Annotated in this window: 12 protein-coding genes; 5 read left to right on the forward strand and 7 right to left on the reverse strand. The window is 72.3% G+C overall.

The features are described 5' to 3' along the window. Nucleotides 1–218: 218 nt before the first annotated feature. The gene (locus tag NBZ83_RS23930) at nucleotides 219–1,367 is read left to right on the forward strand and encodes an oxidoreductase (RefSeq protein WP_261569545.1); all 1,149 of its coding nucleotides are present in this window, start codon (nucleotides 219–221) and stop codon (nucleotides 1,365–1,367) included. A gap of 4 nt (nucleotides 1,368–1,371) precedes the next feature. Next, complete coding sequence (locus tag NBZ83_RS23935) at nucleotides 1,372–2,133, forward strand: SDR family oxidoreductase (RefSeq protein ID WP_261569544.1); 762 nt, start codon at nucleotides 1,372–1,374, stop codon at nucleotides 2,131–2,133. On the opposite strand, the gene NBZ83_RS23940 is transcribed toward NBZ83_RS23935, so the two are convergent. The 3 genes from NBZ83_RS23940 to NBZ83_RS23950 form a co-directional block, all read right to left on the reverse strand. Next, nucleotides 2,114–2,845, reverse strand: a complete 732-nt coding sequence (locus tag NBZ83_RS23940) for a TetR/AcrR family transcriptional regulator (protein WP_261575841.1) — start codon at nucleotides 2,843–2,845, stop codon at nucleotides 2,114–2,116. The genes NBZ83_RS23935 and NBZ83_RS23940 overlap by 20 nt on opposite strands. After that, nucleotides 2,791–4,992 carry a DUF8189 domain-containing protein gene (locus NBZ83_RS23945; protein ID WP_261569542.1) on the reverse strand — a complete coding sequence of 734 codons (2,202 nt, stop codon included), beginning with the start codon at nucleotides 4,990–4,992 and terminating at the stop codon, nucleotides 2,791–2,793. Before NBZ83_RS23945 ends, NBZ83_RS23940 begins: the two co-directional genes overlap by 55 nt. 260 nt (nucleotides 4,993–5,252) lie before the next feature. Continuing rightward, nucleotides 5,253–5,528 (reverse strand): hypothetical protein, encoded by a 276-nt coding sequence (locus NBZ83_RS23950; protein WP_261569541.1) that lies wholly within the window; start codon nucleotides 5,526–5,528, stop codon nucleotides 5,253–5,255. A gap of 161 nt (nucleotides 5,529–5,689) precedes the next feature. Here NBZ83_RS23950 and NBZ83_RS23955 point away from each other — a divergent pair, with 161 nt between their 5' ends. The 3 genes from NBZ83_RS23955 (at nucleotide 5,690) to NBZ83_RS23965 (ending at nucleotide 8,598) form a co-directional block, all read left to right on the forward strand. Then, complete coding sequence (locus tag NBZ83_RS23955) at nucleotides 5,690–6,598, forward strand: Nif3-like dinuclear metal center hexameric protein (RefSeq protein ID WP_261569540.1); 909 nt, start codon at nucleotides 5,690–5,692, stop codon at nucleotides 6,596–6,598. Between the two features lie 82 nt (nucleotides 6,599–6,680). Further along, on the forward strand, nucleotides 6,681–7,424 hold the full coding sequence (locus NBZ83_RS23960) for a zinc ribbon domain-containing protein (RefSeq protein ID WP_261569539.1): 744 nt from the start codon (nucleotides 6,681–6,683) through the stop codon (nucleotides 7,422–7,424). A 37-nt stretch (nucleotides 7,425–7,461) separates the two neighbouring features. Next, a complete protein-coding gene (locus tag NBZ83_RS23965) occupies nucleotides 7,462–8,598 on the forward strand; it encodes a bifunctional RNase H/acid phosphatase (protein ID WP_261569538.1) in 1,137 nt (378 codons plus the stop codon). Between the two features lie 543 nt (nucleotides 8,599–9,141). Here NBZ83_RS23965 and NBZ83_RS23970 read toward each other — a convergent pair. The 4 genes from NBZ83_RS23970 to NBZ83_RS23985 form a co-directional block, all read right to left on the reverse strand. Continuing rightward, the gene (locus NBZ83_RS23970; RefSeq protein ID WP_261575842.1) at nucleotides 9,142–9,912 is read right to left on the reverse strand and encodes a hypothetical protein; all 771 of its coding nucleotides are present in this window, start codon (nucleotides 9,910–9,912) and stop codon (nucleotides 9,142–9,144) included. A gap of 323 nt (nucleotides 9,913–10,235) precedes the next feature. Continuing rightward, complete coding sequence (locus NBZ83_RS23975) at nucleotides 10,236–10,505, reverse strand: type II toxin-antitoxin system RelE family toxin (protein ID WP_261575843.1); 270 nt, start codon at nucleotides 10,503–10,505, stop codon at nucleotides 10,236–10,238. Nucleotide 10,506: 1 nt separating this feature from the next. Next, nucleotides 10,507–10,758: a type II toxin-antitoxin system Phd/YefM family antitoxin gene (locus NBZ83_RS23980; RefSeq protein ID WP_261569535.1), complete on the reverse strand. Its 252-nt coding sequence runs from the start codon at nucleotides 10,756–10,758 to the stop codon at nucleotides 10,507–10,509. Between the two features lie 43 nt (nucleotides 10,759–10,801). After that, nucleotides 10,802–11,540, reverse strand: a 739-nt coding sequence (locus tag NBZ83_RS23985; RefSeq protein WP_261575844.1) for a DUF2306 domain-containing protein, incomplete at its 5' end; no start/stop codon positions are given.

The raw sequence follows: 11,540 nt of genomic DNA on the forward strand, positions 1-11,540 counted from the left end.
CCCCGCCTGCTGATTCTTCCGCCGGCCGGTCTTGCCGCCCGCTGATTCCGCGGCTGACTGGCGGCCTGGTGGTTCCCGGCGGGACCGAGGTCTCGATGGCCCATCGCTCTCCGTGGCGGTGGGCCATCGGTGTGTTTGGACCCGTCGCCACCGGACTTGCCGGCGCCGAACCTTCCTCATTAGTATACGGACCGGTCCGTATACTAATGAGAAGGGGCGTGCTTGTGCCGAGCCCGTTGTTCACCCCCGTGTCACTGGGGTCACTCACCCTCCCGAACCGGATCGTGATGTCCGGCATGACGAGGAGCCGGGCCGAGGAGCCGGGAGGTCTGCCCGGCCGGCTGGCCGCGCTGTACTACGCCCAGCGGGCTTCGGCCGGCCTGATCGTCACCGGTTCGATCAACATCTCGCCCGAGGCTCGCGGCTATCTCGGGACCGAGGGGTTGTTCACCGCGGAACAGGTCGCCCGGTGGCGGGAGGTGACGGGGGCCGTGCACACCGCCGGCGGCCGGATCGCCGCCCAACTGATCCACTGCGGCCGGGTGTCCCATCCGTCCCTGCAGCCCGGCGGCGCGGCTCCGCCCGGGGTGAGCGACATCCCGGCTGACACCCGGATCTTCGCGTACGGGCCCGACGGAGCACCCGCCATGGTCTCGGCCGGGCGCCCGCGCCGGATGGACGGCACCGAGATCACGGCGGCGATCGCGTCGTTCGGCGCGGCGGCGGCCGCCGCGCAGCGGGCCGGCTTCGACGCGGTCGAGATCCAGGGCGCGAACGGGTTCATCGTGGAGCAGTTCCTTCACCCGGAGGTGAACGACCGGGACGACGGTTACGGCGGTTCGGTGCCAGGCCGCACCCGGTTCCTGCTCGAGGCCGTCCAGGCCGTCCGGGACGCCGCACCCGGGCTGCCGGTCGGGGTGAAGCTGTCTCCCAACGCGACCATCAACGGCCTGACCTCCTTCGAGGACTGGCGCGCGGTCCACCTGCACGCCATCGGCCAGCTCACCGTGGACTTCCTGACCGTGGTCGGGAGTGCGGTGGACGGCGCCTTCCTCGACGAGGTCCGCGATGTCCACCGTGGGGCGCTGATCCTCAACGGCGGTTTCGACGGCGCCTGCGCAGCGGCGGCGGTCACCGCCGGACGAGCCGACCTCGTCGCGTTCGCGCGGGCCTTCCTGGCCAACCCCGATCTTCCGGCCCGGCTCCGCACCGGCTTCCCGTTGGCCGAAGCGGACCTGACCAGGCTCTACGGCGGCGGGGCTGAGGGCTACACCGACTACCCGGCAATGCCGGCGACCCCGGCCGACGCCAGGACTGCCGACGCCAGGACTGCCGACGCCAGGACTGCCGGGGTCGGCGATGTCTGAGCCCATGCGGTCGGAGCCGACCGGACCGCTGGCCGGGCGGGTAGCACTGATCACGGGTGCCGGCGGCGAGATCGGCACCGCGATCGCCACCGAACTGGCCTCGCTGGGCGCCGCGGTGGTCTGCAACCACCGCGACCAGGCCGACCGGGACGCGGCGGAGGTGGCGGCCCGGGCGGCGCGGGCGCGAGGGCCCTCAGCGATGCTCGTCGCCGCCGACGTCAGCGACGCGGCGGCGGCCAGGCATCTGCTCGACCGGGTGGAGGAGACCCTCGGCCGCCTGGATGTGCTGGTGAACAACGCCGGCACGGCGGTCTTCGGTCCGATCGCCGGTCTGACCGACGAACAGTTCGACGCCGTGGTGTCGGCCAACCTGCGCGGGGTGTTCAACGTCTGCCGCGAAGCCGCCGGCAGGCTGGCCGACGGCGGTCGGGTGCTCTCGCTGTCCTCGTCGTCCACGGCGATGGCGCTGCCCGGCTACGGGCTCTATTCGGCGACCAAGGCCGCCGTCGAGCAGATCTCCCGAGCCCTGGCCCGGGAGCTGGGCCCGCGCGGGATCACCGTCAATGTGGTCTCGCCCGGGCCCATCGACACCGCGGCGTTCCGCCGGGGAAAGACACCGGACCTCATCGCACACTTCGAGGCCGCGTCCCCGCTGGGACGCCTCGGCACACCGGCGGACGTGGCCGGTGCGATCGGCCTGCTCTGCCGCCCGGAGGCGGGATGGATCACCGGGCAGAACATCCGCGTCAACGGCGGTCAGGTGTAGGCCGCGGGTGCAGTCCCCGCAGGACGTGATCGACAAGCGAGTCGGCGAAGCTCTCGGTCAGCTCGGCGTGCCTGGCCAGCAGGCGGTACCAGTACGGCCCGAAGATCTCGTCGACTGCGGTCTCGAGGTCGAGCTCCGGCCGGAGCTCGCCGCGCTCGACCCCGCGGCGGAACACCTCCGCGAGCACGGCTCGCCGCTCGGCGATGAACCGCGCGAACTCCGCGGCGAACGCCGGATCGGACTGCGCCTCGACCATCATCGAGCGCATCACCGCGGCGACCTCGGGCCGGCTCACCGCGCGGAAGAGTCGGCGCACCACCGTCCGCAGGTCCTCGGCCACCGAGCCGGTCTGCGGATCGGGGTGGTCTCGGCGCACCAGCGCGCCGTACGCCTCGGTGACCAGCGCGCCCTTGGACGGCCACCACCGGTAGATCGTCCGTTTCGTGACACCCGACCGGGCGGCGACGCCCTCGATCGACAGGGCCGGATACCCCCCGCCCTCGCGCAGCAGCGCGATCGTCGCCTCGATGACCGCCTCGTGGACCGCGACGCTGCGTGGCCGACCTCGCGGTTTCGGCCGGTCGACGTCCGAGGGAGCCACCCGCACGACGATAATCCACCGCTTGCCTTCCCGGCCGATCAGCCGTGGCCCGCCGGCTAGAACACCCGGCGCGGGGTTGACCAGGTCGCCCCCGACCCCGACGAGCGCCACACCATGTGCAGCTCGTCGCCGACGCGGGCGAGGACCTCCAGGTGACCGTCGAAGTTGCTCTGGATCATCGAGACGGCGTCGACCTTGCCCAGGGCGGCGGCGAACGGGCGCGGCCCACTCCAGAACGGCGTCGGCGCGCTGTTGTTCCGGTAGTAGTGGATGAGCCCGCCGCCGGCGGCGGGGACGACCACCTCGAAGTTTCGTGCGCCGTCGGCGAAGGTGCTCTGGATCAGCGCCGGGTTGCCCGCCACGTCCTGGCCGAACTCGGGCCCGGTCCGCCACACCGCGGCGTTGTCCCGGGTCAGGTGCACCAGCCGGCTGCCGACCCGGGCGACGGCCTCGAGCATGCCCGGACCGCCGCCGAGGGTGCCGTGGATGAGGCTGACCGCGTCGACCCGGCCCAGGTTCGCGCCGAACAGCCGTGGCGCGCTCCAGGGGTAGCCGTAGACGTCGTGGTTGCGCCACAGGTGCAGGATGCCGACGTCCGCGGCCGGGATGAGCAGCTCGAAGTTGCCCTTCGTCCCCAGCCGGCTCTGGACGAGCGAGGGCACCCCGCTGACGCCCTGGGTGAGCTGCTTGGGGTCGTGCCAGGCGAACGCCCCGGTGCTGTCGCGCCACAGGAAGTGCAGCACCGAGCCGACCCGAACGGCGACCTCCAGCGGCCCGGGGTTGGCCAGGGTGCTCTGGACCATGGTGAGGGCGTCGACGCGACCGAGGCCCTGCGCGGTCTGCCACGGGTCGCGCCAGGGGAAGCCGGTGGCGTCGTTGTCCCGCCACACGTGGGTGAGCCCCGCGAACGTCGACGGCACGACGGCGTCGAAGTTGCCGGCGGTGCCGAGGCCCTTCGACTGGACCAGCGCCGGATTGCCGCCGACTCCGTGGCCCCAGCCGATGTGGCTGGGGGTGTACCGGCACAGCGCGAAGCTGTTGGAGCGCATCAGGCAGTCCACCGGTGCCGGGGCGCACGAGTCGCAGTTGCCGTTCGGGGCGGCGAACGCGCCCCACTGGCCGCCGCAGTCGCAGCCGGCGCCGCCGTACTCGTCCGGGGCGCCGAAGATGTGCCCGGTCTCGTGGGTGAAGACGCGGTCGATGTTGTCCGGGCCCCAGCCGTCGTTGGCGTACGACATGACGATCCGGGGGCCGCCGACCGACGAGTAGGCGAAGTAGCCCAGCGGGTACTTGGTGAAGAACGCGCAGTAGGCCCACTGGGTGCCGAGCCGGGCGCGCAGCGCGTCGACGTAGTCGTAGACGCCGTCGAAGTTGGCCGCGTGGCCGAGCCGGCCCATCGTCGGGTCCCGCCAGAGGGCCTCCAGATCGGTCGCCTTCGGGTCCGCCGGCACGGGCAGGCGCACGACCTGGATGTCGTAGTGGAACGTGAGGTCGGCCGCCGGGTTCGTGGTGGCGTACCAGGACAGCCCGTTCTGCACCTCGGCCACGACCTTGGTCCGCTCGGCCGCCGTGAACTGAAGATCGGCGGTCGGCCCCTCGACGAGGATCAGGCCGACGGCGACGGCGCCTTCCAGCTTCGAGCTGGTGGGGGAGCCGGCGGTGCCGGCCGCGGTGCCGGCGGTCGAGCTGGCGTCGGCTGCGCCCGCCGCGGTCAGCGTCATCAGTGGGCTCTGCAGGTCCGACCGGCCGTTGGCGGCGGCGAGCGGGGACGGGTGGTCGGGATCCGGCCCGGTGGATCCCCGCGGCGGCGGGACGTCGGTGCAGGGCCGGTCCATGTCCCACGGATGGCCGTCACGGGGGCGATCCTGCTTGAGCCGACGGTAGGCGGTGCTGGCGCGTAGCCGGAAGGCGTCCAGACCCAGTGTTTCCGCCCGGTTCAGGCCGGGTGAGACGCCCGTGGTCGACACCACGCTGCCATCGGCCGGCGGCAGCAGGCCCGCGCCGGTACGGGCCGCGAGCAGCCCCGCGCCACCGGGGGTGTCGTCCCGTGGACGGCCGAGCACCTGGACCCGGCCGTAGCGGTGCAGGGTCCATTCACTGCCGGTGACGACAGGTGCCTCGTCCCCGGACGCCGGGTGGTCACTGTCGGCCGGGTCGGACGCGCCGGCGCCTACAGGAGCCGCCCGCAGCGAACGGCCGCCCGCCGGGCCGGTCGGGATGATCAGGGCGCGTTCGTCGACCGGTACGTCCCCCGCCATGCGTGATCGTTTTCCCTTCGGTGAGGAATGGCTGTGCGGAGTTGTATCGTGTTGCGGCGTTGTTGTGTTGCTTTTTGCGGAAGCAAGAGTCGGGTGTGCTGATCCGACTTATTAGTCCCGGTTTGTCCCCATAATGTCCGCACGGAGCCCCGGGCGAGTGGGGTGTTCGGCCATGGGCGGAGGGCCGGAGCTGGCCGAAGGCCGCGCGGGCCGCCGCATCCGGCGGTCGCCGGCAGGTCAGCCGACCGCCGGCGGGAGTGTCATCGCTCGGGTGGGAAGGAGTTCTGCCCGGGGGAGACATCCGACCAGGCGGAGCCGACGGCCGACCGGTCCGGCGCACCCATCGACGGACCGCCCAGCACGGCGCCGCCGGTCGCGGGACCATGCGGCCCGGATCCACCCACCGGGGGCGCTGACATCGCGTCGGCGACCTTGCGCATGATTGCCTCGACGAGGCGGACGGCCTGGGGGGTCGAGAGGTTCAGCACAATCTCTGAATCCCCTGCGACCTGGAATCGCACCGAGACGTCCGCCATGACGAGTTCCCCTTCCTCGCGGCTCGCCACCCCTGCGCAGGGTGCGTTGCCAGGGGTGACGTTACGGGGCGAAGGGGGCGTCGCGTGCGGGACCTCGGTACGTCGGCCGGCACAGTGACCGGCTGGCAGGCGACCGCGACCGTGCGGGTAGGGTCACCGTGATGAGCACCAGGTTGGCGACGGTCGGTGACTGCGTGGCCGTATTGGAGCGGGCGTACCCGCCGGCCTGGGCGCAGCCGTGGGATGCGGTGGGGCTGGCCGTCGGCGACCCCGAGGCCCCCGTCTGCGCGGTGCTGTTCGCCGTCGATCCCACGGTCGAGGTGGCCGTCGAGGCGGCGGGCGGTGCCCAGCTGCTCGTCACCCACCATCCCCTGTTCCTGCGCGGAACCCACGGGGTGGCCGAGACCGGACCGGGCGGGCGGGTCGTCGCCAGCCTGATTCGCGCCGGGGTCGCGCTGTACACGGCGCACACCAACGCCGACGTCGCGGACCCGGGCGTCAGCGACGCGCTGGCCGCGGCCATCGGGCTGCGCCGGGTCGGCCCGTTGGACCAGGACCAGGACCCGGCGCAGGCGCAGGACCCGGCGCAGGCGGGCAGCACCGCGACACCACCAGCCGGGGATGCGGCGGTGCCGGCGCCGACGGTGTGTCGGGGGCTGGGGCGCATCGGTGAGCTGCCCGAGCCCGAGCCGCTGGACCGTTTCTGTGCCCGCGTCGCCCGGGCGCTGCCCGCGACGGCCGGCGGGGTGCGCGCGACCGGGGCCGCGGACCAGCTCGTGCGTCGGGTCGCGGTGTGCGGCGGCTCGGGCGGGGAACTGGCCGGCGCGGCGCGGGCCGCGGGCGCCGACGTCCTGGTCACCGCGGACGGACGGCATCACCATGTGCTCGACGCGGTGGGGGAGCATCCGATCGCCATCGTCGACGTCGCCCACTGGGCGAGCGAGTGGCCGTGGCTCGCGCAGGCCGCCGCGCGTCTGGAGGCCGGACTGCGGACCCGGGGACGTACGGTGAGTGCATCGGTGTCCGCTATCGTGACCGATCCCTGGCGGTTGCACGTTCCGTCCCGGTAGTCGGCGCCCCAGGCGTGGATGCCCGGCTCGTCGGGCCGAGTTCGCGGCCGACGCCGATGAAGGACATACCGGTGAGGAGTTCATGAAGGCCGACCCAGCAACCCAGCTCCGCCTGCTCGACCTGCAGGCCCTCGACGCCGGTCTCGACCGGCTGGCCGCCCGCCGGCGTGGGCTGCCCGAGTTCGCCGTCATCACCGAACGCACCGCGGCTCTGGGCACCCTTGACGACGAGGTCGTCGGAGTGCGCACCGAGCTGGGGGACGTCACCCGCGTCCAGCGCAAGCTGGAAAACGAGATCGAGCTCGTCCGGACCCGCGCGGCCCGCGACTCGCAGCGGCTGGAGTCCGGGGCGGTGACGAACTCCCGCGAGCTGGAGAACCTGCAGGCGGAGCTCGCCTCCCTGGCACGGCGCCAGGGTGTCCTCGAAGACGACGCCCTGGAGAAGATGGAGGCCGTCGAGGGCCTGGAGGGGCGGCTCGCGGCCCTCGCCCAGCGCCGCGCCGACCTGCAGGCCGAGGTCGACGCCGCGACCACCGCCCGCGACAAGACGTGCGCCGAGATCGACGCCGAGTCCGCCCGGCTGCGCCAGGACCGGGCGGCCCTCGCCCCGCGGCTGCCCGAGGCGCTGGTGACGTTGTACGAGCGGATCCGGGTCTCCTCCGGCGGGGTCGGTGCCGCGCCGTTGCTGCGCCGGCGCTGCCAGGGCTGCCATCTGGAGCTCTCCGGTGGCGACCTGCGAGCGGTCGCCGCGGCTCCCGTCGACGAGGTCGTGCGGTGCGAGGAATGTCGGCGCATCCTGGTCCGTACCCCCGAGTCGGGGCTGTAGCGGCAGGTCGGTTCGGGCAGGGCGAGGGGAGTCGTAGATGAGCACGGTGCGCAGGCTGGTCGTCGAGGCCGACGGCGGATCCCGGGGTAATCCGGGCCCGGCCGGCTACGGCGCCCTGGTCCGGGACGCCGCGGACGGGACGGTGCTCGCCGAGCGTGCCGCTTCGATCGGCCATGCCACGAACAACGTCGCCGAGTACTCGGGCCTCATCGCCGGGCTGCGGGCAGCCGCCGAGATCGCCCCGGACGCCGAGGTGGAGGCCCGGATGGACTCCAAGCTCGTCGTCGAGCAGATGAGCGGCCGCTGGAAGATCAAGCACCCGTCGATGCGTCCCCTGGCCGACGAGGCGGCCGCGATCGCCCGCACCCTGCGCTCCGTGCGCTACCAGTGGGTGCCCCGCGCCCGCAACGCCGACGCCGACCGCCTCGCCAACGAGGCGATGGACGCCGCCGCGGCCGGGCGGAGCTGGGAACCGTCGGTCCCGCAGTCGCCGGACCCGGCGCCGCATCGCGCCCCCACCACCAATCGGCTCTCCGGCTGGATGGCCCCGCCCGCGCCGCCGACGACGACGGTGCTGCTGCGCCACGGCCAGACGCCGCTGTCGGTCGACAAGCGGTTCAGCGGGACGGTGGAGGCCTCGCTGACCGACCTGGGGATGAGCCAGGCCGCCGCGGTCGCCGATCGGCTGCGCGACGAGCCGTTCGACCTGATCGTCAGCTCGCCGCTGAAGCGGGCCAGGCAGACCGCCGAGGCGCTGGGCCGCGACTACGTCGTCGACGACGACCTGCGGGAGACCAGCTTCGGCGCTTGGGAGGGGATGACCTTCGGCGAGGTGCGCGAACGATTCCCCGACGAGCTCAACGCCTGGCTCGCGGATCCGAACGTGCCGCCGCCGGGCGGGGAGAGCCTGATCTCCACGGTGACCCGGGTGGCCCGGGTCCGCGACCGGCTGCTCGTCGAGCAGCCCGGCAAGCGGGTCCTCGTCGTCTCGCACGTCACGCCGATCAAGGGCCTCACCCAGCTGGCGCTGGCCGCCGAGCCGACCGTCCTGTACCGCCTGCACCTGGACCTGGTCTCGCTGACCACGATCGACTGGTACTCCGACGGCCCCGCCGTGCTACGCGGCTTCAACGACACCCATCACGTCACCAAGCAGACCACCTACGGCGAGTAGAAGCGCGCGCCCCTATCGGACCGGGGCCAGAAGCGTGCCCGGGATCGAGCGAGCCCAGGCCGGAGCCGGTTGCGGTCCGTTCTGCACGGTCTGGACCCTGCGGAGCGCGCGCATCGCACCGCAACGCTGCCCAGGCACCGCAACCGGTTACTACTGGGCCTGAACAGCTGCCGCCGCGGCGTCGATCTGCTCCGGCGCCGGCGCCACGTAAGCAAAGTTCCGATCGCGGACATGCGCGAGGAACACCGCCTCGGCGGCAGATCGTGTTCAACCAGGTAGTAGGCGACGGATGCACTCCACATTCCTGCGCCGTCCGTCAGGAAGGCGATGGGCACCTGCTGACCCCGAGACTCGTCCGGCCTGTCGATCGACAGGCCGGCGGCGCGGAGCTGTCGGGCGTCGAGTTGTGTCCGGCCGACCCGGAATTCGGGACTCGTCGCCGGCCGTTCGATAGACATTGCCATGCAAAGTAGCAGCGTTGCTACATGTCCGATGGCAGGCTGTCGGTGAGCAGACTTGTCCGCTGATCGGCCCTCTTCGGCCTCAGTGGGCTGCCTGCCAGGCAAAGCGGGCAACCCGCTGGGCGGCCCGATCGCGGGTGCCGACGTCAAGGACGGAGCGGTCGGCAAGGGGGCGGGCGAGGGCGATGCCGATCCACCACCGGCGTTGAACTCCACCGTGGCGGGCGCTCCGGCCGTGAGCGGTACCAGGCGCATTCCTTATACGGATCGGTCGTGGCGGCTGTTGCTGGTCGATGCCGACGCGGACGCGCACCTCGACCCGGTCGCCGAGTTCCGCGGCGTCGACGCCGGCCGGGATCTCGCCGCGGTCCGTGGAGACGCACAACCGGAGTTCGCGTCCGTCGTGACTGACCCGCGCGCGGTCGACGGTGGTTTCCCAGGGTTGAAAGGCGGTCGGGTCGCACGGCTGGGTGGCGAGCCGTGCGAGGAGACGCCGGATGAGCCATTCCGGTTCGGTGACCGGCTCGATGAGCGTGCCGGCCGGATGGCGGATGGCGGGATTTGCGCCGCGGCCGGGGAGGTGGTCGAAGGGCCGTCCCGGGCGGAACTGTTCACCGATGTGCGGGCGTGCAGTCAGAAGGGCCGGGCCAGCGGGCTGGCGGTCCTGCTCCTGGTCGAGTGCGGTCGGCCAGGCGGACCAGGAGGAGTCGGCCGCAACCTCCTCGAACACGAAGCTGACGGCCGGAGGAATCCGGGTGGAGGTGAGAAACGCGTCCGCTCGGATCGGCGCAGACCCGCCGTCGGCGGGGATGAACGACCAGGTCACGAACCACGGTGGCGGGTCGGTGGACACATCCAAACGTCTGCCTACGCCCACCATCGTCCCATCGTGGCGCTGCCGGCGAGGGTCTTATTCCGCCTGCATTGCCGCCAGCGCGGCATCGGTCCGCTCCTCGGTTGGCGCTTCATACTGAAATTCTCGGCTGCGCAGGTATTCCAGGAATGCCGGCTCCGGCGGCAGATCGTGTTCCGTTCATCCGACCGACCGCCCCCGTCGTCGCATCGTGCATGCAAGCTTACGGGCGTCCCGTTTGCGGTACGCAGTAGTCCCAATGCGGCGGACCGACGACCGGAACTGCTTACCAGGCTTGATTTCGTCTGGGTTCGACCGTCGGATCAGAGGTCTCGGTACACCTCGCGTCGGTGGGCGACGCGGACGATCGTGACGAGGATTCGGCCGTCGTCGGCATGGTAGATCACTCGATGGCCGCCGACTCTGATCCGTAGGACGCCGGCCGGCTGACCGGCGAGGGCACGCGCGCCGGGTGGGCGCGGGTCGGCGGCGAGCCGGGTGACCGCGCGCAGGACCCGGCGCGTGGCGGTGGCGTCGAGCGTGCGCAGCTCGCGTAACGCCGAGGTGGTCCACTCGATGGCGTACGCCGCCACGTCAGTTCAGGCCGAACTCGGCCAGCACCTCGGCATGGGGGATCCGCGGCTCGTCGGCGGCCAGTGCCTCCCGCGTGGCGGCGAGATCGGCCGCGTCCTCGGCGGCCTCCAGCTCGCGGAGATCCTCGATGGAGATCACCGCGGCGACCGCCCGGCCATGACGAGTGAGGATGATCCGCTCCTGGGCATGCTCGGCCTTGGAGACGATCTCGCCGAGATGGTCGCGCGCCTCGCTGATCGGCACCTCGCTCATCCCCAGATTGTACAAACTGGGGGATGATTCGGCGGGGCGGCGGTCAAGGCATCCGTGGTTGGGCGGCCGAGGCCGAGGCCGGGCGGGTGAGCAGCCAGTGGGCGACGAGAAGGTTGGGGACCCAGCAGAGGAACGGGACCACGTGGTAGGCGCGGTCGAAGGCGACGTCCGAATCGGTGCCCGCCCCGATCTGCGCGGCGCTCAGGACGAGCATCCACAGCCGCAGTGTCACCGCGGCGTAGGTCAGGGCGAAGGTGCGGATCGCCCACCGGCGATGCGCGAGGACGTCGCCGCGTCGGATCGTCCGCACGGCCATGACGGCGAAGCTCACCCAGAGCACTGCCAGCAGGCCGAAGCCGGCCGTTCCGATCGGCCCGGCGAGGTTGACGGTGGACAGCACGGCACCCGCCGTGCCCGCGACGCAGATCGCCGCCACGGTCGTCCGGCCGGCGACCCGGTGCAGCCGGGGAAGGTGCGCCCGGACCCGGGCCGAGAGCTGAAGAGGCGAAAGCGTCAGGGCGACGGCGCCGAACGCGATGTGCAGGTAGAGGAAGACCTGCAGCACGGTCGACCGGTCCACGTAGTTGACGGCCACCTCGTTGCCCTGGTCGGCCTGGTCTCGCAGCGACGACGTCAGGTACGGCACCACGGCGAACACCGCGATGGCCAGAGTGCTCAGGCCGTACCACCAGGCGGCGACGGTGGTACGGGCACGGGGGCGGCCGACGGACCGGTCGATCGTGGTCATCGAGTTCTCCGGGGGGGGATAGGCGGGGCAGGGC

The organism is Frankia gtarii, from assembly GCF_025403375.1.
In the GTDB taxonomy this organism is placed as follows: Bacteria; Actinomycetota; Actinomycetes; order Frankiales; family Frankiaceae; genus Frankia; species Frankia gtarii.